The organism is Sinorhizobium sp. KGO-5, from assembly GCF_036245905.1.
In the GTDB taxonomy this organism is placed as follows: Bacteria; Pseudomonadota; Alphaproteobacteria; order Rhizobiales; family Rhizobiaceae; genus Sinorhizobium; species Sinorhizobium meliloti_A.
Genome location: NZ_BDIZ01000001.1, coordinates 1,336,506 through 1,362,838, shown reverse-complemented (window position 1 = coordinate 1,362,838; position 26,333 = coordinate 1,336,506). Strand labels below are relative to the sequence as shown.

The following is a 26,333-nucleotide window of genomic DNA, read 5'->3' as shown; positions in this document are numbered from 1 at the left end:
CCCAACCGCCGCATATTGTCTGGGCGACATGCATTCGGTTCGACCGAACTGCGGCGGCGCCGACGCGGTATTGGCCTGGAGGCATAGATGACAAGATCGGTTTTTCGGTTCCTTTCGCGGCAGCCGGATACGGTCGAGATCGCCAGCCAGCATTACCTGCTCCGCCTCCCCCGCTACGCCGACTACCGGCAATGGTATCGGTTGCGCAGCGAAAGCCGCGCCTTCCTGGAGCCGTGGGAGCCTACCTGGCGCGCCGACGAAATGACCGAGGGCGCCTTTCGCAGCCGCGTCAATCGCAACGAGCAGGAATTCGCGTCCGGTCAGGCCGTACCGCTCTTCCTCTTCAACAGGCCGGACGAAACGCTGCTTGGCGGTCTCACCATCGGTCATATCCGCCGCGGTGCTGCGCAGAACTGCATGATCGGCTACTGGATGGGCCAGAAACATGCCGGACAGGGTCATATGTACGAGGCCTTGAAGCTGACGATCCCCTACATCTTCACGGGGCTCGAGTTGCACCGTATCGAAGCAGCCTGTATTCCAGAAAACGCACGGAGCATCCGGCTCCTTGAAAAGGCCGGCTTTGAGCGTGAAGGCTATTTGAGACAGTATTTGAAGATAAACGGGCAGTGGCGGGACCATTTGATGTTTTCGCTCCTCTCCGTCGATGCCGTACCCAACAGGAATTTGCCCCTTTGATGCCCCTGACCCGTAAGCCGCTCGCATGGCCAGCCGCAAGGCTGGCGGCGTTTCTGGTCGCATTCGTCGTTTTCGCCCTTGGTCTTGGCGGCGGCGTTGCGCATGCGCTCGAGCCGGTGAAGATCTCGCGCGAGGACACGGCGCTCGACCTTACCGCCACGACGGAGATCTACAGCGGCAGAGGCGATGCCTTTCAGGTTTCGACCGCTCCCGGCACGGACGGCATCGTCAGACGCATCGAAGTGCGTTCCAGCACGGAAAACCACCAGGGCGACTGGGCCGTATTCGCGCTCGCGAATGTTTCGGAAGAGCAGCTCGAACGCGTTATCGTCGCACCGCATTTCCGGCTCGTGAATTCGAAGCTCTTCTGGCCCGACCTCGGCTCGCAGCGAATACTCTCGATCACGCCGAGCGAGGGTTTTGCGCTGGACCGGCAACCGAGCGAAGAAGCGGATGTCTTCCGGATCACGCTCAATCCGGGTGCGGTCATCACTTTCGTTGCCGAACTCACCACGCCGGAGCTACCACAGATCTATCTTTGGCAGCCGGACGCCTACAAGGATACCGTCAACGCCTTCACCCTGTATCGCGGTATCGTGCTCGGCATCGCCGGGCTGCTCGCGGTGTTCCTGACGATCCTTTTCGTCGTCAAGGGCACGTCTATGCTGCCGGCCACCGCCGCGCTCGCCTGGGCCGTGCTTGCCTATATCTGCGTCGATTTCGGCTTCCTTTCGAAGCTCATCACCGTGACTGCCGACGACGAGCGCATATGGCGAGCGGGCACGGAGGTGTTCCTCGCGGCCGGTCTCGTGGTCTTCCTGTTCACCTATCTCAATCTCAATCGCTGGCATCAGCATCTCGGCTACGCGACGCTCGCATGGATTCTCGGCCTCGGGCTGCTCTTCGGCGTCGCCGTCTACGATCCGGCGATCGCCTCCGGCATCGCCCGCCTGTCCTTCGCGCTGACGGCAACCGTCGGCATCGTGCTGATCGCCTATCTGGGCTTCAACCGTTATGACCGCGCGATCCTTCTCGTTCCCGCCTGGCTGTTGATCCTTGTGTGGCTGTTCGGCGCCTGGCTCGCGGTGACCGGTCAACTCGCCAACGACATCGTGCAGCCGGCACTCGGTGGCGGCCTTGTACTCATCGTGCTTCTGATCGGCTTCACCGTCATGCAGCACGCCTTTTCCGGCGGGGCCTATCAGCTCGGCCTGTTCTCCGATCTCGAGCGCCAGGCGCTGGCACTCACGGGATCAGGCGACACCGTCTGGGACTGGGACGTGGCGCGCGACCGGGTCGTTACCATTCCCGATATCTCGCACCAACTCGGGCTTTCGCTCGGAACGATGAACGGGCCGGTGCGCAATTGGGTGCCGCGGCTGCACCCCGACGACCGCGACCGTTTCCGCGCAACGCTCGACGTCCTGCTCGAGCATCGCCGCGGGCGGCTCAACCATGAATTCCGCGTGCGCGCCGAGGATGGCCATTATCATTGGCTCTCGATCCGGGCGCGCCCGGTGCTCGGCGCCAATGGCGAAATCATCCGATGCGTCGGAACCATCAACGACATCACCGAACAGCGCAATTCGGTCGAGCGGCTCCTGCACAACGCGCTTCTGGACAATCTGACCGGCCTGCCGAACAGACAGGTCTTTCTCGATCGCCTGCAGGCGATCCTCCTGATGGGCGACGGCAGCAACTCGATACGCCCGACCGTGCTTGCCATCGACATCGACCGCTACAAGCAGGTCAACGACATGCTCGGGATCGCCGCCGGCGACAACGTCCTCATCGCGCTGACGCGCCGCCTGCGCAGGCTTCTGCGCCCGCAGGACACGCTCGCGCGTCTCGGTGGTGACCAGTTCGGCTTGATCCTCATGTCCGAACGCGATCCGCCCAAGATCGCCGACTTCGCCGATGCGGTCAGCAAGGCGATCATGGTACCGCTCAACTACGGAAATCGGGAGATCAACCTGACCGCTTCGATCGGCCTCGTCTCATGGCTCGATCAGGAGCAGAGCGCTGCTGGACTGCTCGACGATGCCGAGCTTGCGATGTTCCGCGCCAAGAAGGCGGGCGGCAACCGGGTCGAACCGTTCCGTCCGGCTTTCCGGACCTCCGGCTCGGACCGCCTACAACTCGAAGCCGACCTCAAACGCGCCATGGAGCGCAAGGAGCTTTCCCTCGTATACCAGCCCATCGTCCGCCTTAGCGATGCCGAAATCGCCGGCTTCGAAGCGCTCATGCGCTGGGACCATCCGAAGCGCGGAAATATCTCGCCGACTGAATTCATCCCCATTGCGGAGAATTCCGACCTGATAAACCAGCTGGGTCTGTTCGCCTTCGACAAGGCCACGAGCGATCTTGCCGAGTGGCAGGCGCAGACCGGCGACCTGCCGATCTTCATCTCGATCAACCTGTCGAGCGCGCAGCTTCTGAACAACGAACTCTATGACGACATGCGCGCGATTCTCAGCAAGAGCCGCTGCGATCCGGCGCAGATCAAAATGGAACTGACGGAATCGCTTGTCATGGAGAACCCCGAGCAGGCCAGGCTCGTGCTTGAAAAGCTCCGCGAAGCCGGGCTGCGGCTGGCGCTCGACGATTTCGGCACCGGCCACTCGTCGCTCTCCTATCTCACCCGCTTCCCGTTCGACACGATCAAGATCGACAAGGCGCTGGTCCGCGATCCAAGCGACAAGCGCGCGGTCATCCTGCGCTCGGTGATCACGATGGCGCGCGAGCTCGACATGCGGGTGGTCGCGGAGGGAATCGAATCCGAGGAGGATGCGATCCAGCTCGCGCAGATGGGCTGCGACTACGGTCAGAGCTTCCTGTTCGGTCCGCCGGTGGGATCGGAATCGATCCTGAGGCTCCTGAAGGAGCGATTTCCGCTGATGAAGCGGGCATGAGGGCATCTGCCCCCTGGCCCATTGGGCGAAGGGACAAGCGGCACGCTCCTCCTGCTACAGCCACCGATTTGAAGAGATGATCGAGCGACCGCCGCTTGACGCTTCGCCCTGCCTGCGGGGAGAAGGTGACGGCAGGCGGCCGGGGGCAATCAAGCGTGGCCTGAGTCCGTCGAGAGCATCGCCGGGCTGACACCCATCAGGGCCAGCGCTCTGTCGTACTTCTCGTCGAGGTCCCGGCTGAAGATCAGCTCCTCCTGCGCAGGGCAGGTCAGCCAGCCGTTCTGGGTGATTTCGGCCTCCAGCTGGCCTGGGCCCCATCCCGCATAGCCGAGCAGCATGGTGGCCTTGAGAGGTCCCTCGCCGCGCGAGATCGCCCTGACGATATCGAGCGTCGCCGTCAGGCAGATGTCGTCACTGACGGGAATGCTGGAGTCGCTCAGATAATCGTCCGAATGCAGTACGAAGCCGCGCCCGGTCTCGACGGGGCCTCCGGCCTGGATCTGGAACTCGCGCGTAGCCGACGGCAGGCGGATGGCCTCATCCGGGTCCAGAAGCTGCAGGTGCAGCAGAACATCCGGGAAGGTCAGGCGCTGCGGACGATTCAGGATGAAACCCATCGCCCCGTCTTCCGAATGGGCGCAGACGAAGATGACCGTCCGGGCGAAATTCGTGTCGAACATGCCGGGCATGGCGATCAGGAATTGACCGTCAAGGAAGCCACGTTCGCGTATCGTATTCAGCACGTTTTTCGCCATGATGATGATAGCCTATCAATTCGCGACGAAATGAAAAGCGCTTCTACGTGGCGTTCGCCGATATTTGCGCCCACGCAAGCGACACCCTGTCCATGCTCTCGTCTTGCCGATCAAGCAATTATGATCGCAGCGGCATATCGGGACCGCTGGAGGCCAAGGGCGAAACGCGATACAGCTTGGCCATGACCCGACGCTCGACCCCAATGAAGATGGCCCAGCGCATCGCGACGGCAAGCCTTCTCCTCGCTTTTTTTCTGCCTGCCCAGTCCTATGGAGCCGCCAGCGAATGGGTGACCTCGCCCGGCGGCGCTTTCCGCATTGTCGCTTCGCACCCGAACCCGGATGGTATCATTCCCGCCATTCTTGAAGTTCGACTGAACCCCGGCTGGAAGACCTATTGGCGCGATCCCGGCGCAAGCGGCATACCACCACAAGTGACCATCGATCCCTCCGGCGGCGTCTCGCTGCGGTCGATCCGCTTTCCAGTGCCGAAGACGTTCGGCGAAGGGCCTGGGCGCTACACCGGATATGACGCGCCGGTGGCTTTCCCGCTGATGCTCAGGAAGACCGGCAACGGCGGCGACGTCACCATCCGCGCCTCCGTCTTCCTCGGCATCTGCGAAGATATCTGCATCCCCGTGCAGGGCGATGTGACCCTTGCGCTCAAAAGCGGCGAGTTCGACAATCCGCTCGACGGTGCGCGCATCGAGAAGGCGCTCTCCGCGCTGCCGGAACAGCCATCCGAGAACTTCAGGGTGGTCACCTCGAAATTCGATGCGTCCGCCGGCAAGCTACGGATTGAGTTCGTGTTGCCGCCGGATGCGGCTGCCGGGTCAGCCGATCTCTTTCTCGCCGGACCGTCGGGCGTCTTTTTCGGCGTGCCGGTTTTTCACGATGCGCAGGGCGCCGAGCGCCGGGCCGACGTTCCGGTGAAGCTCTCCGGCAAGGACAAGACCGTCGCGGGAAAGCCGATCACGCTCACCCTGCGCGCGGGCAGGCGCAGCATGGAAACGACGCTTGCGTTTGATTGAGCCGACCCTATAGTCCTGCGAAACACCGCTGCTGCATAGAAACGAGGAGATACCAGTGACCATTGCCGTCGGAGACAAGCTGCCCAACGCCACCTTCAAGGAGAAGACCGCAGACGGCCCGGTCGAGGTAACGACAGAGCAGCTCTTCAAGGGCAAACGCGTGGTTCTTTTCGCGGTGCCGGGTGCTTTTACCCCGACTTGCTCGCTCAACCACCTTCCCGGCTATCTGGAAAATCGCGACGCCATTCTTGCGCGCGGCGTCGACGATATCGCCGTGGTCGCGGTCAACGACCTGCATGTGATGGGCGCCTGGGCGACCCACTCCGGCGGCATGGGCAAGATCCATTTCCTCTCGGACTGGAATGCCGCCTTTACCAAGGCGATCGGCATGGAGATCGATCTTTCGGCCGGCACGCTCGGCATCCGCTCGAAACGCTATTCGATGCTGGTCGAAGACGGCGTCGTCAAGGCGCTGAACGTCGAGGAAAGCCCGGGACAGGCGACCGCTTCCGGTGCGGCCGCGATGCTTGAGCTGCTCTGATTCTGAAGGCGGACTGCAAGCATCTGCCCCTCATCCGGCCTGCCGGCCACCTTCTCCCCGCACGCGGGGCGAAGGGATAAGCGGCATGCCCCGAAGGTCCCGCTTCCCCGCCTGCGGGGAAGAGAGGCTGGACTAGTCCGGGTCGAGCCCTAGGAAGAGGGGCAGCCGCAAGTGAAATCACAGCCTCGCATTATACCCCATTCGAATTCACTTCACCGCGTCGGCGCGACGCGCTCTCTTGAACGGTTCCATGCCCTTGCGGGCGAGTTCGTCGGCGCGTTCGTTCTCCGGGTGACCGGCGTGGCCCTTCACCCAGTGCCAAGTCACGTTGTGACGATTCCTCGCCTCATCGAGCGCCTGCCATAATTCGCCGTTCTTTACCGGCTTCCGGTCGCCGGTTTTCCAGCCGTTGCGCTTCCAGCCGTGTATCCATTTGGAGATCCCGTCCATGACATATTTGCTGTCGGTATGGAGATCGACCTCACAGGGCTGCCTGAGCGCGTTGAGGGCAGAGATCGCCGCAAGAAGCTCCATGCGGTTGTTCGTCGTCTCCGCCTCCCCGCCGGACAATTCCTTCTCCACGTCGCCGTAGCGCAGGACCGCGCCCCAACCGCCCGGTCCCGGATTTCCCGAGCACGCACCGTCGGTAAAGATGTCGACGTGCTTCATGCCGAGGCCTCTTCGCGTCTGAGGCCGTATTCGGCGCTCGAGACGATGGCGCGGTGGAATCGGATCTTCGTCAGATATTCGAGCGGATCTTTCTTGACCACAAGCGCGCCCGGCGGCGTCGTCAGCCAGTCATAGAGGCGCGTCAGGAAGAAGCGGAGTGCGGATCCGCGCGCAAGCAGCGGCAGCGCCTCTACTTCTTCCGCCGTCAATCTCCGCACGCTCTCATAGCCGGAAAGCAGCGCCATGCCCTTGGTGATGTTGTAGGAGCCATCCTTCTCGAAGCACCAGGAGTTCAGGCAGATGGCGACGTCGTAGGCGAGGAAATCGTTGCAGGCGAAGTAGAAATCGATAAGGCCGGAAAGGCGATCGCCGAGGAAAAACACGTTGTCGGGGAAGAGATCAGCGTGGATCACGCCTTTCGGCAGATCCTTCGGCCAATGCTCCTCGAGAAAGGCGAGCTCCGTCGCGATCTCGTCCTTTAGGCCGGCTTGAACCTCGTCGGCACGCGCTTCGGAGTTCCGCCATAGCGGTCGCCAGCCTTCGACGGAGAGCGCGTTCGGGCGCTTCAGGGCAAAGCCCTCGCCCGCCTGGTGCATCGATGCGAGCGCCCGCCCGACTTCGCGGCAGTGCTGCGCCTCGGGCTTCCTCAGCCACATGCCTTCCAGAAACGAGATCACCGCCGCAGGTCTTCCGGAGAGCGTTCCGAGAAGCTTGCCGTCGGCGCGTGGAAGGGGCAGCGGGCAGGAAAGCCCCCGCTGGGCGAGGTGATGCATGAGGCCCAGGAAAAACGGCAGATCGTCGGCGTTTACCCGCTTCTCGTAAAGCGTGAGGATATAGGCTCCTTCCGTCGTGTGGAGAAGGAAGTTCGAATTCTCCACGCCTTCGGCGATCCCCTTGTAGGAGGTCAGCGATCCCACCTCGTAGGCGGCGAGGAAACGGATCAGCTCGTCTTCCGTGATATCGGTATAAACTGCCAAGGCGCGTTACTTTCCAGAGATGCGAATTGCGAGATATTAAGCGGCTAGAGCACTTCCAGAAAAGCGTGTGACGGTTTTCCGTCCGGAAGCGCGTTGGTTCAAATGGGGAGCATTTCAGTGTTTCCTTGAAACATCGACATGCTCTGGCCGAGCTACTCGCCGTTGACGAAGGCCATGTCGGCCCCCGTGAGTTCGACGTGCCGGAGCTCGCGGTTGACGAGAAAGTGCTCGTTTTCCTCCACCGTGTCGGCAAGCTCGACCGTGGCATCGTAGCGCTCGCGGAACGCTTCGATGATCTCGTTGACGATCACCTCCGGTGCGGAAGCACCCGCCGACAACCCGACCATCGAGATATCCCCCACCGTCGCCCAGTCGATTTCGGAGGCGCGCTGGACGAGAACGGCTTTCTTCGCCCCTGCCCTCAACGCAACTTCGACGAGGCGCTTCGAGTTCGATGAGTTGGGTGCGCCGACGACCAGGAAAAGGTCGCAGCCGAGCGCCGCCTGCTTCACCGCTTCCTGCCGGTTCGTGGTGGCATAGCAGATCGAATCGGCCGCAGGCGCCGTCAGGTTCGGAAAGCGCTCATGCAGCCGTTTGATGACGCCGGCGGTGTCGTCGACCGAGAGCGTCGTCTGCGTGACGAAACCGAGATTGTCAGGGTCCGGCGGCATATAGACCTCCGCATCCTCGACGGTCTCGACGAGGGAGACCGCCCCCTCCGGCAATTGTCCCATGGTGCCGATAACCTCCGGGTGTCCGGCATGGCCGATCAGCACGACGTGGCGTCCCATACGATGATGGCGCATCGCCTGCTTGTGCACCTTCGAGACGAGCGGACAGGTGGCGTCGAGATAGAAGAGATTGCGCGCGTCCGCATCGGCCGGAACGGATTTCGGCACTCCATGGGCGGAGAAGACCACGGGCTGCTCGCGGTGCTCGGGCGGGATCTCGTCGAGTTCCTCGACGAAAATCGCCCCCTTGGCTTCGAGCCCCTCCACGACGTAACGGTTATGCACGATCTCATGGCGGACATAGACCGGCGCGCCGAACTCCTTGAGCGCGAGCACCACGATCTGGATCGCCCGGTCGACGCCCGCGCAGAAGCCACGCGGCCCGCAGAGGCGGATGGTGATCGGGGATTTTGCTGCTGTGGATGGGGCCATCATGAAAACGCCAGTGGAACGAACAAACCAGATGTCGGCATGCGCCATATATAGCGGCAACGACCGGGCACACAAGGAAGAACCGGCGCGCCCTACCGCCTGCGCCGATAGACGTAGATGCCGCTGACGGCGACGAGGGCGGCTGCAAGGCCGTACCAGGTCAGCGCATATTGCAGGTGATTGTTCGGCAAATCGAACTGGGTCACGCCGCCGATCGGAAGGCCGCCGGGATTTTCCGCTGCATCGGCATCGATAAAGAAGGAAACGACGCGATCGGATGCGATGCCGGCAGAGTCCGCCATCGCATCGAGGTCCTTCCAGTAGAAGATGTTCTTGGCGGCGTCGTTGTCCGGTACCAGCGTCGACGGCTTTCCGGAAAGCTTCGGCCGCGCAAGACCGTCGATCGCCACACTTCCGGCGGTCTGCCCTTCCGCCCGCGTGGAGGCGTCCTTCTTTTCGAAGGGGACGAAGCCGCGGTTCACGAAAATCGCCCGGCCATCGGCCAGCATGAGAGGCGTGAAGACGTAGAAGCCGGTACGGCCTTCATGGGTGGCGAAGAAATGGCGCTCCTTGCCGTGGTCGTACACGCCGGACACATGCACCGTCCGGTAGTCGATGTCTTCGCCGGCCGCGGCCATGGCCTCGATCTTGCCGAGCGAGACGGCCGGCGCCGAACGCCGCTCGGCAATTGCACCGATCAGCGCCTCCTTCCAATGCAGCCGTTGCATCTGCCAGGTACCGAGCGACACGAGCACGGCGAAAGCGGCGAGCACCAGGACAACGCCCGCCAGACGGCCGGCGCGGCTGTGCGGGGCCGGCATGCGCTCGTCAACCACGGTCGATTTCACCCGGGCGTGCATTGTTTCGGTATTGCAGATTGATGAGCACGCCCTTCAGCAGGCGCGTCAGCGCCAGGCTCAAGATGGTTGCAAGCGGTATCCACAGGAGGAAATGCAGCCAGAGCGGCGGGTTGACATTGATCTCCATCCAGAGCGCCGCGCCGACGACGACGAAGCCGACGATCAGGATGACGAAGACGACCGGGCCATCGCCGGAGTCCGCGAAACCATAATCGAGCTCGCAACTGCTGCAAGCCGGCCGAACCTTCAGCAGGCCGTCGAAGAGCTTTCCCTGGCCGCAGCGGGGGCAAAGACCCTTGATTCCCGTCATCACGGGATCGACGGGCGGGTAGAGCGCCTTGTCTTCGTTCATGGCGTGGTCACGATCGCGGTATTGTCGGGAACCATGTCCCGGATTTCGTCCATCTCGGCATTGGTAACGGCAATGCAGCCATTCGTCCAATCGAACATCTGCGTCAAAAACGCCGGCCAACCGAAATACCATATGTTCAAACGAAACGGGGCGACCTCTCGGCCGCCCCCGTCATCAACAAAGCAAAAACAGCATCAGCCGTGGGCGATCGGCGCGCCCCAGCCACCCCAGATGTAGATGGAGAAGAAGAGGAACAGCCAGACGACGTCGACGAAATGCCAGTACCAGGCCGCCGCTTCGAAGCCGAAGTGGTGCTTCGGCGTGAAGTCGCCCCGCAGGGCGCGCAGCAGGCAGACGAGCAGGAAGATCGTGCCGACCAGCACGTGGAAACCGTGGAAGCCGGTCGCCATGAAGAAGGTCGCACCGTAGATCGAATCCTTGAACGCGAACGGCGCGTGCGCATATTCGTAGCCCTGCACGTAGGAGAAGAGAACGCCGAGCAGGACCGTGAGCGTCAGGCCGTAGACGAGGCCCTTGCGGTCGTTGTGCAGCAGCGCGTGGTGCGCCCAGGTCGCAGTCGTGCCGGAGAGCAGCAGGATGACGGTGTTGTAGAGCGGCAGGTGCCAGGGATCGAGGACCTCGATGCCCTTGGGCGGCCAGACGCCGCCGGTAAACTCGGCGCGCGCGGCCTGGATCGCTTCGCCGGGAAAGAGGCTGGCGTCGAAGAATGCCCAGAACCAGGCAGCGAAGAACATCACCTCGGAAGCGATGAACATGATCATGCCGTAGCGCAGGTGCAGCGACACGACGCGGGTATGGTGGCCCTCATGCGCTTCCTTGATGGTGTCCGACCACCAGCCGAACATGGTATAAAGGATCAGCGCCAGACCGATGAAGAAGACCCACGGGTTGGCGAACTCAAGCCCGAACAACTTGAACGAGCCGCCGGAGAGATAGCGCATGTAGCCGACGCCGCCGAAGGCCATGACGAAGGCTCCGATGGAGGCAAGCAGCGGCCACGGGCTCGGGTCGATGATGTGATAGTCGTGTTGCTTCTGATGCGCTCCGGCCATGTCGATAACCCCCGATAGTCCTCTCTTGTCGCCGCCCGGCATAGCCGAAACGGCGCGCATGTCAAAGTTTGTTTTCTGCCTTCGCCTTCACTTGCGCGACCGGCTTGGAGGGTTCGCGCGGATAGAAGGTGTAGGACAGCGTCAAAGTCTTGATGCCCTTCGTCTCGACCGGCTTGACGATCTCCGGATCGACGAAGAAGACGACCGGCATCTCCATTTCCTCGCCCGGCTGAAGCGTCGTCTCGGTGAAGCAGAAGCATTGCACCTTGTTGAAATAGGCACCGGCCGCCATCGGCGTCACGTTGAACGTCGCCTGGCCCGTCGTCGGCGTCGAAGCCAGGTTCTTCGCACGGTACATGATCTGTACCGTCTCGCCGATCCTGATGTCGATATCCCGTTGAACCGGGACGAACTCCCAAGGCAGTCCGGCAGCGACATTGGCGTCGAACGTAACCTTGACCTTCTCGTCGAGGATGAGGTCGGATGCCTGCTCGACCCGCTGCGTCGTACCGTTGTAGCCCGTAACGCGGCAGAACATGTCGTAGAGCGGAACGGCGGCATAGGCCATGCCGATCATGCCGGCCACAAATGCAAGGCACGTGCCGACGATCACGCCGTTCGAGCGTTCCTTCCGATCTGCCTGTCCATTCTCCGCCATGCGCAACGCCTTCAATTCACCATGCCGCCGCCGACCTTGACCAGCGTGACGACGTAGAAAATCGCGACCAGGGCCGCCAGCACGATACCGAGCGCGATGTTGCGGCCGCGGCGAGACTTCTTCTGAGCCTCGTTGAGTTCGACGGTTTCCATCAGACGATACCTCCAAGCCAGATCCGGGCGATCGCGTAATCGACCAGAAGCGCCGAGAATATCGCGAAAAGATAGGCGATCGAGAATGCGAAGAGCTTCTTCGCCGGTACCATGCGCTTGTCGCCTTCGGGCATGCGCAGCACACCCAGCGAATACCAGACGAAACCGAGCCCCATGGCCGTGGCAAAGGCTCCATAGCCCAGGCTCGCGAAGCCGAGCAAGGTGGGACAGACGCCGCTGATCGCGGTGAGCACGGCATAGATGACGATCTGCCGCTTGGTCGTCGCCTCGCCGCAGACATTCGGCATCATCGGCACGCCGACCGCGCCGTAATCGCCCATCTTGAAGAGAGCCAGGGCCCAGAAATGCGCCGGCGTCCAGAGAAAGATGATGAGGAAGAGCACGATGCTCTCGACCGACACGCCGCCGGTCACGCAGGCCCAGCCTATCATTGGGGGGAAGGCCCCGGCGGCTCCACCGATGACGATGTTCTGCGGCGTCGAGCGCTTCAGCCACATCGTGTAGATGGCCACGTAGAAGAAGATCGTGAAGGCGAGCAACCCGGCTGCGAGCCAGTGAACGGCGAGCCCGAGGATGATCACCGAGAATGCCGACAGGGTCAGCCCGAAGGCAAGCGCCTCCTGGGGCAAAATCTTGCCGGCCGGAATCGGACGCTTGGCCGTGCGGCTCATCACCGCGTCGATATCCGCGTCGTACCACATGTTCAGCGCACCGGAAGCGCCGGCTCCGATGGCGATGCAGAGAATGGCGGTGAAGCCGATGAACGGATTGATATGGCCGGGGGCAAGGATGAGCCCGGCGAATGCGGTGAAGACGACGAGAGACATGACGCGCGGCTTCAGGAGCTCGAAATAATCGCGCGCAGAGGCCTCGGAAAGTCGCGGTGCGCCTTCCATGCCAACTACCTCGTGATTGTCGATGACCGTCATGTCCGTACCTTGAACTTGCTGCGGCAAAAACAGCCGCGTCACGCCGGTATCCCGGCGGGGAGAAGCCGCCGAAACCGGCGGCTTCTGTTCGTTACCCGTCACTTGATCCGCGGGAGCTGCTCCCACTGGTGGAACGGCGGCGGCGAAGACAGCTGCCATTCCAGGGTGTTGGCGCCCTCGCCCCAGGGGTTATCCCCCGCAACGCGCTTCTTGGCGAAAGCTTCGGCGACACAGAAGAGGAAGATCAGCACGCCGACCGCCGCGATGTAGGAGCCGTAGGACGAAACCATGTTCCAGCCGGCAAAGGCGTCCGGATAGTCGATGTAACGGCGCGGCATGCCTGCGAGCCCGAGGAAGTGCTGCGGGAAGAAGATCAGGTTCACGCCGACGAACATCACCCAGAAATGCAGCTTGCCCAGAAACTCCGAGTACATGTAGCCGGTCATCTTCGGGAACCAGTAGTACCAGGCCGCGAAGATGGCGAAGACGGCGCCGAGCGACAGCACGTAGTGGAAGTGCGCCACCACGTAATAGGTGTCGTGCAGCGCACGGTCGAGGCCGGCATTGGCGAGCTGGACGCCCGTCACGCCGCCGACGGTGAACAGGAAGATGAAGCCGATCGCCCAGACCATCGGCGTCGCGAAGCGGATCGAGCCACCCCACATCGTCGCGATCCAGGAGAAGATCTTCACACCCGTCGGCACAGCGATGACCATCGTCGCGAAGACGAAGTAGCGCTGCGTCTGGAGCGACATGCCGACCGTGTACATGTGGTGCGCCCACACGATGAAGCCGACGGCGCCGATCGCGACCATGGCGTAGGCCATGCCGAGATAACCGAAGATCGGCTTGCGCGAGAAGGTCGAGATGATGTGGCTGACGATGCCGAAGCCCGGCAGAATCAGAATGTACACTTCCGGATGACCGAAGAACCAGAACAGGTGCTGGAACAGGATCGGGTCACCGCCGCCTTCCGGCGCGAAGAAGGTCGTGCCGAAGTTGCGGTCCGTCAGCAGCATGGTGATCGCGCCCGCGAGAACCGGCAGCGAGAGCAGGAGCAGGAAGGCGGTGATCAGAACCGACCAGGCAAAGAGCGGCATCTTGTGCAGCGTCATGCCCGGAGCGCGCATGTTGAGGATGGTGGTGATGAAGTTGATCGCGCCGAGGATCGACGAGGCGCCGGCAATGTGCAGTCCGAGGATCGCGAGATCCATCGCGGGCCCTGGCATGCCGGATGTCGAGAATGGCGGATAGATCGTCCAGCCGCCGCCCGCGCCATAGGCGCCTGCAGGGCCTTCGACGAACATCGAAAGGAGCACCAGCAGGAAGGCCGGCACGATCAGCCAGAACGAAATGTTGTTCATGCGCGGGAACGCCATGTCCGGCGCACCGATCATGATCGGCACCATCCAGTTGGCGAAGCCGCCGATCAGCGCCGGCATGACCATGAAGAAGATCATGATCAGCGCGTGAGCGGTCGTGAAGACGTTGAACATGTGCTTGCCGCCGTCGATGGCAGCATCACCCTCGAAGCCATAGACCATTTGGGCCAGACCGTGGAAGATCTGGATGCCCGGCTCCTGCAGTTCGGCGCGCATGAAGACCGACAGCGTACCGCCGATAATGCCGGCGATGATCGCGAAGATCAGGTAGAGCGTACCGATGTCCTTGTGGTTGGTCGACAGGAACCAGCGCTGAAAGAAAGTCAGCGGCTTGTGCGCGTGGTCCGCGTGGCCATGATCGGAATGATCATGGCGTTGATCGTGATGAACGGCTGTTCCAGCCATGGTCAAGCTCCACTTCCGATTACTGTGCGGCGTTGTCGGCGACGTCAACGGCCTTGGCCGCGCCGTCTACGGACGCCATGAGCGCCTTGTTCGCTTCGCCGACATTGGTTGCGGCGGCGGCGAGCCAGGCGTCGTATTTATCCTGCGCAACAACGCGGACGGCGATCGGCATATAGGCGTGATCCTTGCCGCAGAGCTCGGAACACTGGCCGTAATAGAGACCTTCGCGATCGGCCTTGAACCAGGTTTCATTGAGGCGGCCGGGAACCGCGTCGATCTTGACGCCGAAAGCCGGCATGGCGAAGGCATGTATCACGTCGGCAGCCGTGACGAGCAGGCGAACGGTCTTGCCGACCGGCACGACGACTTCGTTGTCGACGGCGAGAAGCCGCGGATACTGCGCCTTATCCTCCTTGCCGAGGCCCGCACGATCCTCGTCCTTCAGGAGCAGGCTATCGAAGGAGAGCGGGCTTTCGCCGACTTCATATTCATAGGACCAGTACCACTGGTTGCCGGTCGCCTTGACCGTCAGGTCCGGATTTTCCGGAGGCGTGAGCTGCGCGGTCAAAAGCTGGAATGAGGGAATCGCGAGGAAAAGCAGCACGATAACCGGGCCGACCGTCCAGATGACTTCGATCAGCGTATTGTGGCTGGTCCTCGACGGAACAGGATTGGCACTCTCGCGGAACTTGACGACCACGATGACCAGCAGCAGGAGAACGAAAAGTGTGATCGGAATGATGAACCACAGGGTATAGTGTTCAAACCACGTGATTTCTTCCATGATGCCCGTAGCAGCCGCCTGAAAGTTCGTCTGCCAGTCGACAGGCTTGTCAGCAAAGGCGCTCGAAGCAAAAAGCAGACAGGCAAGCGCTGCCAGAACTGCATAGGCCTTGTTTTTCACAATTACGTCTCCCCAATGCGCTTGATCAGGATCAAACCCGGAACGCAGAATCCCTGCGATACTGAAGCGCTTCAAACCACAGTTTGACCAGCGCCGCAACATCTGTCCAAGCAACCTCGTGCGGCATTTTTGCACAAAGCGGAAGTTTTCGCACAGGAGACCTCGCAACCGGTCGAAAGCCCTCCCACGCACCGGCGCCCGCGCGCGGGCCGGTATTCGCCGCCCCATTTGCGGGCAGCCACGTTCATCGGCGGAGAGAAGGCGGCCCTCGCCAGGCCTATTTCGTGCCGGGAGGGCCCAATTTCGGCCATATGACACTGGAATGTAACGACCAGGGCTTTTCATTTATCCTCGCGCGCTTCAAGAATAGCCCTAATGATTCGAGGTTTTTGAGGTTTACATGGGCCTGTCCCTCTTCTCCCGGCTGCCCGCCCTGGCCGCGCTCGCAATTGCCGCCTTCGCACTCCCCGCAGCAGGCTTGGCCCAGCAATCCAACGCAACGCCGGGCACGGTGAAGTCAAACCACGGCGCGTGGTCGATCGTCTGCGACCAGCCGGCGGGCGCCTCGGCCGAACAGTGCGCGCTGATGCAGAACGTCATCGCCGAAGACAGGCCGGAAGTCGGCCTCTCGGTCGTCGTGCTCAAGACCGCCGACCGCAAGGCGAAGATCCTTCGGGTGCTTGCGCCGCTCGGCGTGCTCCTGCCGAACGGCCTCGGCCTCAATGTCGACGGCAAGGACATCGGCCGCGCCTATTTCGTGCGCTGCTTCTCCGACGGCTGCTACGCCGAGGTCGTGCTCGAAGACGAGCTCCTCAAGACCTTCCGCGCCGGCGCGACGGCGACCTTCATCGTTTTCCAGTCGCCCGAGGAAGGCATCGGCATCCCCGTCGACCTCAAGGGCTTCGACGAAGGCTACGACGCCCTGCCGTAACGGCAGCTTTCTTCAAAGGCGAGGAAGCCGCGTCCGGTGACGCGGCTTTTATTTCGGGCTCTTCCGGATTTACAGAATCTCGGTCGCGGCGATCTTGATGCCGAAGCCCTCCAGGCCGACGTAGTGCCGCTCGCGCGATGAAAGAAGGCGAATGGAGGTGATGCCGAGGTCTTTCAGGATCTGCGCGCCGAGGCCAATCTCCAGCCACTCGCTTTCACGCTCCTGTGCCTCCGAGTGGGCTTCCCTCTCGTGCTTGCCCTTTCGCGCGGTCTGCGAAATTCCGACCCCCACCGAGCCCTCTCGCAGATAGACGATGACGCCCCTCCCCTCAGCGGCGATGCGCTTCATGATCTCGTCGATCTGGCGGCCGCGGCCGAAGACGTCGGCTCCGACGTTCTCGAGGTGGAGGCGCACGGGAATGTCGACGCCGTCGCGAATGTCTCCGAAGACCACGGCCAGGTGCTGCATCGTATCCCAGGGCAGCGAATAGGTGTGGCCCTTGGCCTTGCCGTAGGGCGTGTCCATCTCGAAGGAATGGCCCTGCTCGATCAAGGTCTCCTTGCGCTGGCGATAGGCAATGAGATCGGCTACGGAGACCTGCTTCAGGCCATGCGTTTCGGCAAAGGCTTCGACCTGCGGTCCACGCGTGACCGTGCCGTCATCGTTGACGAGTTCGCAGATGACGCCGATCGGCGGCAGGCTCGCGAGCCTGCAGAGATCGACGGCGGCCTCGGTATGGCCGGAGCGCATCAACACGCCGCCCTCGCGCGCCACCAGAGGGAATATGTGGCCGGGCCGGACGAAATCCGTCGGCCCGACATTCGGATTGGCGAGGTTCCTGACCGTCAGCGTACGGTCGTCGGCGGAAATGCCGGTCGTGGTCCCGTGCTTGAAGTCGACCGAGACCGTGAAGGCGGTGGTGTGGGCGGAGTCGTTCTCCGCAACCATCGCATTGAGGTTGAGGCGTTTTGCCTCCTCACGCGGCATCGGCGCGCAGACGATGCCGGACGTATGGCGCACGATGAAGGCCATCTTCTCAGGCGTGCAGTGCACCGCCGCGACGATCAGGTCGCCCTCATTCTCGCGGCCGCCGTCGTCGGTGACGACGACGATCTCGCCTGCTTCGAAGGCGCGAATGGCTTCGACGACGCGCTTCTGGTCGTAGGACATGTCTTGTCTCCGCGAATATCCTGTTTGGTGCATTCCCCGACGGAAAACCGCTGCACACCTTCCTGCAGCGCCGCTTGTCTTTCAGAAACGCGAAGGCCGCTGCAGCAGTCGAGTTACTTCAGCCGGCCGGTCTGGCCGCGGTCACGCAGATAGTGATCGGCGATGGCGCAGGCCAGCATGGCCTCTCCGATCGGCACCGCCCGAATGCCGACGCAGGGGTCGTGACGGCCCTTGGTGCGCACGTCGACCTCCTTGCCGTCGCTGTCGATCGAACGGCGCTCCGTGAGAATGGACGAGGTCGGCTTGATGGCGAAGCGCGCAACGACCGGCTGCCCGGTCGCGATCCCGCCCAGAATGCCGCCGGCATTGTTGGACAGGAAAACCGGTTCGCCCTGCGCTCCGATGCGCATCTCGTCGGCGTTCTCCTCGCCGCTGATCTCGGCTGCAGCGAAGCCGTTGCCGATCTCGACGCCTTTGACCGCGTTGATGGACATAAGATTGGCGGCGATATCCTGATCGAGCTTGGCATAGATCGGCGCGCCGATGCCGGCCGGAACGCCTTCGGCAACCACCTCGACCACGGCGCCGATCGACGATCCCGCTTTACGGATGCCGTCGAGATAGTCTTCCCAGACGGGCACAATCGCCGGGTCGGGTGCGAAGAACGGATTGTTGTTCACTTCCGCCCAGTCCCAATTGGAACGGTCGATCCGGTGCTTGCCGATCTGGACGAGTGCACCGCGGACCACCAGGCCCGGCACGACCTTGCGGGCGATAGCGCCCGCCGCCACGCGCGCAGCGGTCTCGCGCGCCGAGGAGCGGCCGCCGCCGCGGTAGTCGCGGATGCCGTATTTCGCATCGTAGGTATAGTCGGCATGGCCGGGACGGTAGCGCTTGGCGATCTCGGAATAATCCTTGGAACGCTGATCCGTATTCTCGATCATCATCGAGATCGGCGTACCGGTCGAAATCATCGTCTCGCCGTCGTCATCGAGCATCACGCCGGAAAGGACCTTAACAAGGTCGTCCTCACGACGCTGGGTGACGAAGCGCGACTGGCCGGGCTTGCGCTTGTCGAGCCAGGCCTGGACTTCGGCGAGCGTAAAGCGAATTCCGGGCGGACACCCGTCGACGACACAGCCAAGTGCGGGACCGTGGCTTTCGCCCCAGGTCGTGACGCGGAAAAGATGACCGAATGTATTGTGCGACATGGCGGCTACCGAACTCCGGATCGCGAAGGGCCGATGAGCCGCCTCGCGTCTATTCCAATTACCCCGGAGCCGCAGCTGGCCCGCTCCGAGGGCCACGCGAAAGACGCGCGTGCCCTCTCTTAGTGGAAAGCGGGCACGCGGGAAAGTCCTTCTGCGGCGGCGGCTGGCACCCGTGCCGTCTCCCCTGCCCCCAGGCTTGGCGCCTTGAGGAAGGTGCCGCTAAATTCCCGTGGAAAACCGGGAGAGTTCGGCTGCCGCCGGGCCGCTCCGCCGCTTTCGCGGAAACATCGGGTTGCAATTCGCCGAACCGGCCTTCACCCTCCCATGCGGTGGGCAACTGCATCGAAAAAGCAACGACATAGGGCTACTTTTGCCACAATCGGGGATCAAAGCGTGAGAACAACAAAATTCGCAAAATCATTGATGAGGGCAACAAGGATGCGATTTGTCATTGCCACGCTCATGGCCACCGCAAGCCTGCTTTCGCCGCTCTCCGCGCTTGCCGAGAGTGCCGATGTCGAAGCCGTGATCACCAGCGTCGATACCGACCGGCTGAGCCTCTCCCTCGATGACGGCAAGAGCTATCAGGCGCCCGAGGAGTTCAACTTCGAAGGGCTGGAGGCCGGCGTCAAGGTGCTTGTCTTCTATACCGAGGTCGACGGCAAGCGCGTCATCAACGACCTGGAGATTCTTCAGTAGGTTTGTGGCGTCAGAGCCAGCCTATCGAGCCATCCAGGATTTTCAGCAGGCGGTCCTGCGGGATCGCTGCGGCCGCCGCCTCATCGGCATCCATCTCCCCAAGCAGCTTGAACAATGCCCTGATAACGCCGCCATGGCTGACGCAGACGGTAGGCCGCGTCACGCTCCTGAGCCAGGCACCGACACGCCAGGAGAGAATTTCGTAGCTTTCGGCGTCGGGTCCGGGCGGGATGAAATCCCATTTCGCGACGCGCCTTTCTGCGATCCGCTCGGGCACGAGCCGCTTCAGTTCGGGAAGCGTGTAGCCTTCCCAGTCGCCGAAGGACACCTCTTTCAGACGCTCGTCGGTGCGGTAGGCCGAGGGATCGAGATCCATCGCCCGCCGAAGACGCTCCATGGTTTCGCGCGTACGGCCGAGCGGGCTGCTGACGAAATCGAAGTCGGCGGCGCCACTCCCGAGGAACCTCCTCAGCGCGACGCCGTTCCCGGTCGCCTGCTGCCGTCCGGTCTCGTTGAGGGGGATGTCCTTCTGACCCTGAAGGCGGCTCTCCGCATTCCAGTCCGTTTGTCCATGGCGAACCATGTAGATGAGCACAATGTCCACTCCGGGCGAGCCGCCGCGATCCCTGCCGCACATTCCGCAAGCTGCAGCCGGTTTGAGGATAGAACATGCAGCAGTTCAAAGTGCGACAGCCGCCATGCGGCCGAAGGACGCATGGCGGCTGTCGAGCAAAGGCTGTCAATCCTTCACAACGCTGATGTCCGGCGCGTCGACGGCCTTCATGCCGACCGTGTGGTAGCCGGAATCAACATGATGGACTTCGCCGGTAACGCCGCTCGACAGGTCGGAAAGCAGGTAGAGGGCAGAATTGCCGACCTCCTCGATCGAGACCGTGCGCTTCAGCGGGGCGTTGTATTCGTTCCACTTCAGGATATAGCGGAAATCACCGATGCCGGACGCAGCAAGCGTCTTGATGGGCCCGGCGGAGATCGCGTTGACGCGAATGCCGCGGTTGCCGAGGTCCACCGCCAGATAGCGAACGCTTGCCTCGAGGGCCGCCTTGGCGACACCCATGACGTTATAGTGCGGCATGACCTTCTCGGCGCCGTAATAGGTGAGCGTCAGTATCGAGCCGCCGTCGTTCATGACGCGATCCGCACGTGCGGCGACCGCCGTGAAGGAATAGACCGAAATGTCCATCGTACGCGCGAAGTTGTCGCGGCTCGTATCCAGGTAGCGCCCGGTCAATTCGTCCTTGTCGGAAAAGGCGATCGCGTGCACGACGAAATCGATCTTGCCCCACTTCTCTTCGAGAGCCGAGAATACGGCATCGATCGTGGTGAGGTCGGTCACATCGCAATGGCCGGCCATGAAGGCACCAAGCTCCTGCGCCAGCGGCTCGACGCGCTTCTTCAAAGCGTCGCCCTGCCATGTCAGCGCGATCTCGGCCCCCGCCTCGGACAAGGCCTTCGCGATGCCCCATGCAATCGAGCGATTGTTTGCGACGCCCATAATGACGCCGCGCTTGCCATTCATCAGACCCGATGCCTGAGCCATGGAATGTCCCCAATACTGTCTGCCTCCACCAGCTGCTGCCGGTGGCAAAATTTCACGAATGCCAGGATGCCGCGCCTCCTGCAGCGGGTGCGGCAATTGTCGAGCATTGCCTATGGCATAGGCGCCACAGCGGTTCAAGCAGGAGGCAGATCAGGAACTGTTAGTCCCCGTAATATTGGTTCAGCTTGTCAGAAAAGCTTCATAAAAAGAGGCCGTCACGCTGGGATCGCATGAGGTCCGTCACCTTGTCGTCCGGTTTTTCGTGCAGCACCACCCGCAATTCGACGACCAAGTCGCCGCTGTCCCCGTCGGCCCCGCGCAAGCCTTTTCCGGCGATGCGGATCTCCTTGTCGGAGCCCGACCACGCCGGCACCGTCACCGTGAGCGGTCCGTTCGGCGCATCGATCGTCGTTTCGCAGCCGAGAACCGCGCTCTGAAGATCGATCGGCAATGTGGTCACGAGGTCGAGACCGCGGGTCCGGAACGGGCCGTCCTGGCGGAGGCGCAGGGTTGCCACCACATCGCCGCGCGCCATACCGGCAACGCGGTAGCCCTGCTCCTTCAGGCGGATCGCCTGGCCGTCCGCAGCGCCGGCCGGGATGGGGACCTTCAGCAGTTCTCCGTCCGGAAGCTCCACCGGCACCCGCGCGAGATTGATCACGTCCTCGACACTGGCGTGAACGTCGACGGCAAGATCCGGCACCTTCTCGGCCGTCTTCGCGATGCGTCCGCGAATACGCTGAACGATCGCCGCGACCAGATCCGCCGCCGGCATGATCGAGCGACGGGCAAACGCGTCGGCTTTCGGCTGCTCTTGTTTTGCTTCGGCGGCGAGCTCGGTTTTGGCTTCCACCGGCGCACGTTCCCGTTCGGCGGCACGCACGGAGGATTTCGGCCTGGCGGCAGCGGGCTGCGGCTCGACGCCGAATATGCGCGAAATCGCTTCCTCGGCCGTTTCGGTGCCGACAGGGTCCTCCGGCACCTCCGCGCCTCGCATCTTCTCCTTCATCGCCTCCATGCGACGAAGCTCCGCCTCGCGCCGCGCCCAATCGTAACGGCTTCTGCGCACCGGATCGCGAAGCAGCTCATAGGCCCTGCCCGCTTCCGCGAAGCGTTCGTTGGCGGAGGGATCGTCCTGATTGTGATCGGGGTGGACCGCTCTGGCGACGGAGCGCCAGGCCGCCTTGATTTCCTCTTGCCCGGCGGTGCGACGCACACCAAGAATTGCATAGGGATCGCGCATGGCTGCTATCGTTTTCTCTACTCGGCGGTCCTTCCCCGGATGCCCGCCTGACACCTCACGACGAGCGAAGAGGGTCTGCGAGACCTTCTCCGTCACCGGGCGATGATCGGGCGAAGTTGCTAACTATCGGTTAGTCGGAAGCGGGACGCGGTGCCGAAAACATCGTCCGGGACGCTTCGCCGGCCGCTTTGCGGCAATATGGTTAACCTGCGATTTCAGCTCCGCGGGCCGAAGCTCGTCAGGTACCATTCCCCGTTGCCGAGCTGGCAGGTGTTGCCATCGAACTTGGCAATGCCCTCGAAGGAGTGCCGGGTCGTCGTGAAGCGGCGGCAACGCATGCCCGAGGCATGGTCTTCCTGGATGCTGCTGATGACGCCGGCGCTGCCGGAATTTGCATTTGCCCAGGGGATGGTGCTGTCCTTGCCCTGACTGATGTCGGCAGCGGTAACGAGGTCGCGCACGGCTATGGCATCGGAAAGGCCGTCGGATGTCTTCGCCACCGGCACGGTTCCGGTCGAGACCGAACGATCGACGCCCGATCCCCCGAAGACGTCGAGGCCCGCGCCCATGCACCCCGGCAGGGCGAGAATCGTCACGCAAATTGCCGCGCTGCGCAGCAATGCGAAGGAAAGACCCTTCTTGCCATCGTTCCGCTTTGCTATGTCTTGCACGGCATTCCTGTCAGACTCGCCAGAGCGCACCACGTCCCAAGGAAGTCCGCAGGCAGGCTCTGACATTATTACGATGCGGAAACGCCACTCGGCTCATCCCGAAGCGTTCCCGCGCCAGACACACGGCATTGGAAAACAATATGACCGCGAACGAGTTAACAACCGGTGACTTCACGGAAGCAAGCGAGCCCTTTTCCCTTTTTGGCACATGGCTGAAGGAAGCCGAAAAGAGCGAGGTGAACGATCCGAACGCCGTCGCCCTTGCGACCGTCGACCCGGATGGCATGCCCAATGTACGCATGGTCCTGCTCAAGGGGTTCGACGAACGCGGCTTCGTCTTGTACACGAATTTCGAAAGTCAGAAAGGCCGGGAAATGCTTGCGACCCCAAAGGCGGCCCTGTGTTTCCACTGGAAATCGCTGCGCCGCCAGGTGCGTCTGCGCGGTCCGGTCGAAGTCGTCTCCGACCAGGAAGCCGACGAATATTTCATGAGCCGGCCCCGCGGCAGCCGCATCGGCGCCTGGGCATCGAAGCAGTCCCGGCCGCTCGAAAGCCGCTTTGCGCTGGAGAAGGCCGTCGCCGAATACACGGCGCGGCATGCGATCGGCGAGATTCCACGTCCGGACTACTGGTCCGGATTCCGCATCCGTCCACTGTCGATCGAATTCTGGCACGACCGTCCCTTCCGGCTGCACGACCGTGTCGAGTTCCGCCGCGAAACGCCGGATGGCGGTTGGACGAAAGTGCGGATGTACCCCTGACGGAAAGACGCTGTCACCGCGCCTCAAGCTGCCTGGCGGGCAAAGAGCCGGAACGGGATGCCGGAACCGAGCGCGGTCACATAGCGCGCGGCCTGGAAATGGCCGTTGAGCGAAATGCGCGGCAGCGCATGAGGATTGGCAGCCTCGGACAACATGCCGGGCTGCGTCGTCACCGCCACGGCAAAACCGAGTTCCGCCGCCAGCCGATGATCGCGGGGCGAAACCGCGACCCTGTCCCCATAGGGATAGGCGAAGCTCGTGGGCCGGCGACCGGTGATCGTCCCGACGCGTTCGGCGGAGACTGAGATTTCGCGGCTGGCCTCGTCGTCGCCAAGCCGCGCAAGTGCGCGATGACTGATCGTGTGTCCGCCGAGGCTCGCAAGCGGGCTTCGGACCAGGCTCCGAAGACCCACTTCATCCAGCGTCAAACGCTCGGTGATGGCCAGCGGATCGATGCCGTGCTCCTGCGCCGCCCTGTTTAGTGTCGCGAGCGCATGGGCCTCATCGCTGCCATGGACGTAAGCGGCGATCCGATCGAAGGCGGCCTGCTTCTGCGCAAGGTTTTCGCTCGCCACCGCTTCCTCACCTGCGCCGAAATCGAAGCGAAACCTGCTGCAGACGGACAGAAGATCGGCGAGCGTTTCCCACCAGAGCGTATGGCTGCGGTCGATGTAACCGGCGGTGACGAAAACGGTGAAGGGCACGCCGTGGCGCTCGAAGACCGGCAGGGCGTGATCGAGATTATTGCGGTAGCCGTCATCGAGAGTGAAGCAGGCGAAGGGCCGGGTATCGGCGGAAGCAAGGCAGGCGGGCAGGTCGTCCAGCGGGATGAAGCGATAGCCGTCCCGCTTCAAAGTCACGATCGCCTCTTCGAGGAATTCCGGTGAGATTTCCAGATGGGCGTTGGGATCGAAAGCCCGCGCAACCCTCGGGCGAACATGATGCAGGGTGAAGATCGCCCCGCGCCCACGGGCCGCCCCCATCAGCCGTGCCCGCGCAAGCAGATGCGCAGCTTCGAGCCCGCCGGTGATAGCGGCGCGCTTGGCATGGTAGCGGACCAAACCCGCAAAGCCGTGTTTCATCTTCTTCCGTCTTCTCAAATCGTCCTGTCGAGCGTGGACGGGCGTTGCGGCCCGGACGGTAACTTCTGCGGGGTTAAGCCTTGCTGAATCGGCCGGACGGTGCGAAAGAGCGGGCCGCCTTTTGTGCGGCGAGGTTGCAACGACGCCTCGAGCCTGTCAAAACAGCGTACCGCGTCGATATCGGCCGCACATCTCTATGAGGGGGAGTTCGATGACGAGCTTTCGATTGGCTCTGGCGACAATCGCCGTGCTTTTCTTCGGTGCCGTTCAGGCAATGGCAGGCAACGCCTCTCTTGTCGTCGACGCTCGGACGGGCCGGGTTCTCTCTGCCGAAAACCCCGACACGCTCCACCATCCCGCGTCTCTCACCAAGATGATGACGCTCTACATGACCTTCGAAGCGCTTCACCGCGGCCAGATCGCCTGGAAAACGCCTGTGCCCATGTCCGCGACCGCTGCACGCAAGCCGCCGACGAAGCTCGGCGTCAAGGCCGGCGGAACGATCACCGTCGAAGAGGCTGTCTACGGCATGATCATTCGTTCGGCCAACGACGCGGCGGCAGCCATGGCCGAACGGCTTGGCGGTTCCGAGGAAGGCTTTGCGAGAATGATGAACGCAAAAGCGCGCCAGCTCGGCATGAACCGCACATTCTTCGTCAACGCTTCGGGTCTGCCGGCAAGCGAACAGGTGACCACGGCTCGCGATATGGCGCGGCTCGCCGTTGCCCTCATGCGACACTATCCGCGCGAGTACCGCCTGTTCTCGGTCCAGAGTTTCGCCTTCCGCGGCCGTGTGATCCGAGGCCACAACAATCTGATGTATCGATACCAGGGGATGGACGGCATCAAGACCGGCTACACGCGGGCCTCCGGCTACAATCTCGTAAGCGCGGTGAGCGACGGCAACCGCCGCATCATCGGCGTGGTGCTCGGTGGGCGAAGCGCGCGAAGCCGTGATGAGAAGATGGCGGCGCTCCTCGACCAGCACCTGGGCAGGGTCTCCTCGCCCGGACGCCCGATGATCGCAGCGGCACGCGCACCCCGCCTGGCCGACGTGGCAAGCTTGCCCGGCGTTTCCTTGTCTTATGTGGGTACCCAGCCCCCGGTCGAAGCTGTCGCCGCAGCGCCGACGGAAGCTATCGTCCCGGCGGACCGGCCAACCGCAGTGGCGGCCGCGGGCACGAAACCACCGGCGAGCGGCTGGAGAATTCAGATTTCCTCCGCACCGACCGCGGAAGGCGCGCGCAAGATGCTCGTCGAGGCACAATCGGCTGGCGGCGCGGCCCTTCTCGGCGCCGCCCCCCACACCGAGGCCGCAGGCTCGGGCGGAGCCTATCGCGTAGGTTTCGTAGGCTTCGCCAGTCGCGAAGCGGCGACGACCGCCTGCAGCATCCTGAAAAAGAGGTCCTATGACTGCGTCTTGCTTCCTGATGGGGGGTGAGTCCGCAACAGCTGAAAGAACGCTTCCGGCGCCACAGACGCAGCTGCCCTCATCTCCGTAGCAAGCACAGATGAGGGCACGTT

General features: G+C 62.7%; 28 protein-coding genes. 8 read left to right on the top strand and 20 right to left on the bottom strand.

From position 1 onward, the window contains the following. Window positions 1–87: 87 nt before the first annotated feature. Window positions 88–699 (top strand): GNAT family N-acetyltransferase, encoded by a 612-nt coding sequence (locus BHD07_RS06450; RefSeq protein ID WP_100674570.1) that lies wholly within the window; start codon window positions 88–90, stop codon window positions 697–699. Beyond that, on the top strand, window positions 699–3,611 hold the full coding sequence (locus tag BHD07_RS06445; RefSeq protein WP_100674571.1) for a sensor domain-containing phosphodiesterase: 2,913 nt from the start codon (window positions 699–701) through the stop codon (window positions 3,609–3,611). Before BHD07_RS06450 ends, BHD07_RS06445 begins: the two co-directional genes overlap by 1 nt. A gap of 149 nt (window positions 3,612–3,760) precedes the next feature. On the opposite strand, the gene BHD07_RS06440 is transcribed toward BHD07_RS06445, so the two are convergent. Beyond that, the gene (locus tag BHD07_RS06440) at window positions 3,761–4,366 is read right to left on the bottom strand and encodes a YqgE/AlgH family protein (RefSeq protein WP_018094455.1); all 606 of its coding nucleotides are present in this window, start codon (window positions 4,364–4,366) and stop codon (window positions 3,761–3,763) included. Between the two features lie 203 nt (window positions 4,367–4,569). Between BHD07_RS06440 and BHD07_RS06435 the strand changes: the two genes are divergently transcribed. Continuing rightward, entirely contained in the window at window positions 4,570–5,397 is an 828-nt protein-coding gene (locus BHD07_RS06435; protein ID WP_198516905.1) for a protein-disulfide reductase DsbD domain-containing protein, read from the top strand. 55 nt (window positions 5,398–5,452) lie between these two features. Then, window positions 5,453–5,938, top strand: a complete 486-nt coding sequence (locus tag BHD07_RS06430; RefSeq protein ID WP_018094453.1) for a peroxiredoxin — start codon at window positions 5,453–5,455, stop codon at window positions 5,936–5,938. A 207-nt stretch (window positions 5,939–6,145) separates the two neighbouring features. Here the strand turns inward: BHD07_RS06430 and rnhA are convergent, their stop codons facing one another. From rnhA to coxB, 12 genes are all read right to left on the bottom strand, one after another. Continuing rightward, on the bottom strand, window positions 6,146–6,607 hold the full coding sequence (gene rnhA / locus BHD07_RS06425; protein WP_018094452.1) for a ribonuclease HI: 462 nt from the start codon (window positions 6,605–6,607) through the stop codon (window positions 6,146–6,148). Beyond that, complete coding sequence (locus BHD07_RS06420; RefSeq protein ID WP_100669153.1) at window positions 6,604–7,584, bottom strand: homoserine kinase; 981 nt, start codon at window positions 7,582–7,584, stop codon at window positions 6,604–6,606. Before BHD07_RS06420 ends, rnhA begins: the two co-directional genes overlap by 4 nt. Before the next feature lie 152 nt (window positions 7,585–7,736). Next, complete coding sequence (gene ispH, locus BHD07_RS06415) at window positions 7,737–8,747, bottom strand: 4-hydroxy-3-methylbut-2-enyl diphosphate reductase (RefSeq protein WP_100669985.1); 1,011 nt, start codon at window positions 8,745–8,747, stop codon at window positions 7,737–7,739. A 92-nt stretch (window positions 8,748–8,839) separates the two neighbouring features. Beyond that, window positions 8,840–9,607 (bottom strand): SURF1 family protein, encoded by a 768-nt coding sequence (locus BHD07_RS06410; RefSeq protein WP_198516560.1) that lies wholly within the window; start codon window positions 9,605–9,607, stop codon window positions 8,840–8,842. Then, window positions 9,576–9,959, bottom strand: coding sequence for a DUF983 domain-containing protein (locus BHD07_RS06405; RefSeq protein ID WP_100669155.1), 384 nt, complete (start codon window positions 9,957–9,959; stop codon window positions 9,576–9,578). The genes BHD07_RS06410 and BHD07_RS06405 overlap by 32 nt, the downstream gene beginning before the upstream one ends. Next, window positions 9,956–10,057 (bottom strand): L,D-transpeptidase, encoded by a 102-nt coding sequence (locus tag BHD07_RS06400; RefSeq protein WP_234819171.1) that lies wholly within the window; start codon window positions 10,055–10,057, stop codon window positions 9,956–9,958. Before BHD07_RS06400 ends, BHD07_RS06405 begins: the two co-directional genes overlap by 4 nt. A 96-nt stretch (window positions 10,058–10,153) precedes the next feature. Continuing rightward, entirely contained in the window at window positions 10,154–11,032 is an 879-nt protein-coding gene (locus BHD07_RS06395) for a cytochrome c oxidase subunit 3 (RefSeq protein WP_100669988.1), read from the bottom strand. 61 nt (window positions 11,033–11,093) lie between these two features. After that, on the bottom strand, window positions 11,094–11,690 hold the full coding sequence (locus BHD07_RS06390; RefSeq protein ID WP_100669157.1) for a cytochrome c oxidase assembly protein: 597 nt from the start codon (window positions 11,688–11,690) through the stop codon (window positions 11,094–11,096). Window positions 11,691–11,701: 11 nt separating this feature from the next. After that, window positions 11,702–11,842 carry a hypothetical protein gene (locus BHD07_RS06385; protein WP_010968907.1) on the bottom strand — a complete coding sequence of 47 codons (141 nt, stop codon included), beginning with the start codon at window positions 11,840–11,842 and terminating at the stop codon, window positions 11,702–11,704. Beyond that, window positions 11,842–12,792, bottom strand: a complete 951-nt coding sequence (locus BHD07_RS06380; RefSeq protein ID WP_198516603.1) for a heme o synthase — start codon at window positions 12,790–12,792, stop codon at window positions 11,842–11,844. The genes BHD07_RS06385 and BHD07_RS06380 overlap by 1 nt, the downstream gene beginning before the upstream one ends. Before the next feature lie 98 nt (window positions 12,793–12,890). Further along, complete coding sequence (gene ctaD / locus BHD07_RS06375) at window positions 12,891–14,579, bottom strand: cytochrome c oxidase subunit I (RefSeq protein ID WP_003532329.1); 1,689 nt, start codon at window positions 14,577–14,579, stop codon at window positions 12,891–12,893. A gap of 19 nt (window positions 14,580–14,598) precedes the next feature. Continuing rightward, window positions 14,599–15,483, bottom strand: coding sequence for a cytochrome c oxidase subunit II (gene coxB / locus BHD07_RS06370; protein ID WP_100669161.1), 885 nt, complete (start codon window positions 15,481–15,483; stop codon window positions 14,599–14,601). 400 nt (window positions 15,484–15,883) lie between these two features. Here coxB and BHD07_RS06365 point away from each other — a divergent pair, with 400 nt between their 5' ends. Beyond that, window positions 15,884–16,414 (top strand): invasion associated locus B family protein, encoded by a 531-nt coding sequence (locus tag BHD07_RS06365; protein ID WP_026168549.1) that lies wholly within the window; start codon window positions 15,884–15,886, stop codon window positions 16,412–16,414. Window positions 16,415–16,483: 69 nt separating this feature from the next. On the opposite strand, the gene ribB is transcribed toward BHD07_RS06365, so the two are convergent. After that, window positions 16,484–17,584 (bottom strand): 3,4-dihydroxy-2-butanone-4-phosphate synthase, encoded by a 1,101-nt coding sequence (ribB, locus tag BHD07_RS06360; RefSeq protein ID WP_018094444.1) that lies wholly within the window; start codon window positions 17,582–17,584, stop codon window positions 16,484–16,486. A gap of 113 nt (window positions 17,585–17,697) precedes the next feature. Continuing rightward, window positions 17,698–18,795, bottom strand: coding sequence for a chorismate synthase (gene aroC / locus BHD07_RS06355; RefSeq protein WP_100669165.1), 1,098 nt, complete (start codon window positions 18,793–18,795; stop codon window positions 17,698–17,700). Between the two features lie 438 nt (window positions 18,796–19,233). Between aroC and BHD07_RS06350 the strand changes: the two genes are divergently transcribed. Further along, a complete protein-coding gene (locus BHD07_RS06350; RefSeq protein ID WP_003532345.1) occupies window positions 19,234–19,494 on the top strand; it encodes a DUF1344 domain-containing protein in 261 nt (86 codons plus the stop codon). A gap of 10 nt (window positions 19,495–19,504) precedes the next feature. Here BHD07_RS06350 and BHD07_RS06345 read toward each other — a convergent pair whose 3' ends face one another. From BHD07_RS06345 to BHD07_RS06330, 4 genes are all read right to left on the bottom strand, one after another. Further along, window positions 19,505–20,131, bottom strand: a complete 627-nt coding sequence (locus BHD07_RS06345) for a histidine phosphatase family protein (RefSeq protein WP_338278491.1) — start codon at window positions 20,129–20,131, stop codon at window positions 19,505–19,507. A 102-nt stretch (window positions 20,132–20,233) separates the two neighbouring features. Further along, complete coding sequence (gene fabI / locus BHD07_RS06340; RefSeq protein ID WP_100669167.1) at window positions 20,234–21,052, bottom strand: enoyl-ACP reductase FabI; 819 nt, start codon at window positions 21,050–21,052, stop codon at window positions 20,234–20,236. Window positions 21,053–21,251: 199 nt separating this feature from the next. Beyond that, window positions 21,252–22,295, bottom strand: coding sequence for a DnaJ C-terminal domain-containing protein (locus BHD07_RS06335; protein ID WP_275596634.1), 1,044 nt, complete (start codon window positions 22,293–22,295; stop codon window positions 21,252–21,254). 215 nt (window positions 22,296–22,510) lie between these two features. Next, on the bottom strand, window positions 22,511–22,966 hold the full coding sequence (locus BHD07_RS06330; RefSeq protein ID WP_198516561.1) for an RT0821/Lpp0805 family surface protein: 456 nt from the start codon (window positions 22,964–22,966) through the stop codon (window positions 22,511–22,513). A 140-nt stretch (window positions 22,967–23,106) separates the two neighbouring features. On the opposite strand from BHD07_RS06330, the gene pdxH reads away from it, so the two are divergent. After that, a complete protein-coding gene (gene pdxH, locus BHD07_RS06325) occupies window positions 23,107–23,727 on the top strand; it encodes a pyridoxamine 5'-phosphate oxidase (protein ID WP_018094438.1) in 621 nt (206 codons plus the stop codon). Window positions 23,728–23,750: 23 nt separating this feature from the next. Here pdxH and BHD07_RS06320 read toward each other — a convergent pair whose 3' ends face one another. Further along, a complete protein-coding gene (locus BHD07_RS06320) occupies window positions 23,751–24,809 on the bottom strand; it encodes a polysaccharide deacetylase family protein (protein WP_338278487.1) in 1,059 nt (352 codons plus the stop codon). 211 nt (window positions 24,810–25,020) lie between these two features. On the opposite strand from BHD07_RS06320, the gene BHD07_RS06315 reads away from it, so the two are divergent. After that, window positions 25,021–26,250 carry a D-alanyl-D-alanine carboxypeptidase gene (locus BHD07_RS06315; RefSeq protein WP_338278485.1) on the top strand — a complete coding sequence of 410 codons (1,230 nt, stop codon included), beginning with the start codon at window positions 25,021–25,023 and terminating at the stop codon, window positions 26,248–26,250. Window positions 26,251–26,333: the final 83 nt, after the last annotated feature.

Excerpts from the sequence above, each read along its gene's own strand:
- BHD07_RS06335 (WP_275596634.1), bottom strand. The coding sequence starts at position 22,295 with ATGCGCGATCCCTATGCAATTCTTGGTGTGCGTCGCACCGCCGGGCAA.
- BHD07_RS06365 (WP_026168549.1), top strand. The coding sequence starts at position 15,884 with ATGGGCCTGTCCCTCTTCTCCCGGCTGCCCGCCCTGGCCGCGCTCGCA.
- pdxH (WP_018094438.1), top strand. The coding sequence starts at position 23,107 with ATGACCGCGAACGAGTTAACAACCGGTGACTTCACGGAAGCAAGCGAG.
- BHD07_RS06400 (WP_234819171.1), bottom strand. The coding sequence starts at position 10,057 with ATGTTCGATTGGACGAATGGCTGCATTGCCGTTACCAATGCCGAGATG.
- BHD07_RS06395 (WP_100669988.1), bottom strand. The coding sequence starts at position 11,032 with ATGGCCGGAGCGCATCAGAAGCAACACGACTATCACATCATCGACCCG.
- BHD07_RS06405 (WP_100669155.1), bottom strand. The coding sequence starts at position 9,959 with ATGAACGAAGACAAGGCGCTCTACCCGCCCGTCGATCCCGTGATGACG.
- BHD07_RS06350 (WP_003532345.1), top strand. The coding sequence starts at position 19,234 with ATGCGATTTGTCATTGCCACGCTCATGGCCACCGCAAGCCTGCTTTCG.
- rnhA (WP_018094452.1), bottom strand. The coding sequence starts at position 6,607 with ATGAAGCACGTCGACATCTTTACCGACGGTGCGTGCTCGGGAAATCCG.
- BHD07_RS06435 (WP_198516905.1), top strand. The coding sequence starts at position 4,570 with ATGAAGATGGCCCAGCGCATCGCGACGGCAAGCCTTCTCCTCGCTTTT.
- BHD07_RS06445 (WP_100674571.1), top strand. The coding sequence starts at position 699 with ATGCCCCTGACCCGTAAGCCGCTCGCATGGCCAGCCGCAAGGCTGGCG.
- BHD07_RS06390 (WP_100669157.1), bottom strand. The coding sequence starts at position 11,690 with ATGGCGGAGAATGGACAGGCAGATCGGAAGGAACGCTCGAACGGCGTG.
- ribB (WP_018094444.1), bottom strand. The coding sequence starts at position 17,584 with ATGTCCTACGACCAGAAGCGCGTCGTCGAAGCCATTCGCGCCTTCGAA.
- ispH (WP_100669985.1), bottom strand. The coding sequence starts at position 8,747 with ATGGCCCCATCCACAGCAGCAAAATCCCCGATCACCATCCGCCTCTGC.
- aroC (WP_100669165.1), bottom strand. The coding sequence starts at position 18,795 with ATGTCGCACAATACATTCGGTCATCTTTTCCGCGTCACGACCTGGGGC.
- BHD07_RS06345 (WP_338278491.1), bottom strand. The coding sequence starts at position 20,131 with ATGTGCGGCAGGGATCGCGGCGGCTCGCCCGGAGTGGACATTGTGCTC.
- BHD07_RS06380 (WP_198516603.1), bottom strand. The coding sequence starts at position 12,792 with ATGACGGTCATCGACAATCACGAGGTAGTTGGCATGGAAGGCGCACCG.
- BHD07_RS06385 (WP_010968907.1), bottom strand. The coding sequence starts at position 11,842 with ATGGAAACCGTCGAACTCAACGAGGCTCAGAAGAAGTCTCGCCGCGGC.
- BHD07_RS06410 (WP_198516560.1), bottom strand. The coding sequence starts at position 9,607 with ATGCACGCCCGGGTGAAATCGACCGTGGTTGACGAGCGCATGCCGGCC.
- BHD07_RS06450 (WP_100674570.1), top strand. The coding sequence starts at position 88 with ATGACAAGATCGGTTTTTCGGTTCCTTTCGCGGCAGCCGGATACGGTC.
- ctaD (WP_003532329.1), bottom strand. The coding sequence starts at position 14,579 with ATGGCTGGAACAGCCGTTCATCACGATCAACGCCATGATCATTCCGAT.
- BHD07_RS06315 (WP_338278485.1), top strand. The coding sequence starts at position 25,021 with ATGACGAGCTTTCGATTGGCTCTGGCGACAATCGCCGTGCTTTTCTTC.
- BHD07_RS06320 (WP_338278487.1), bottom strand. The coding sequence starts at position 24,809 with ATGAAACACGGCTTTGCGGGTTTGGTCCGCTACCATGCCAAGCGCGCC.
- fabI (WP_100669167.1), bottom strand. The coding sequence starts at position 21,052 with ATGGCTCAGGCATCGGGTCTGATGAATGGCAAGCGCGGCGTCATTATG.
- BHD07_RS06440 (WP_018094455.1), bottom strand. The coding sequence starts at position 4,366 with ATGGCGAAAAACGTGCTGAATACGATACGCGAACGTGGCTTCCTTGAC.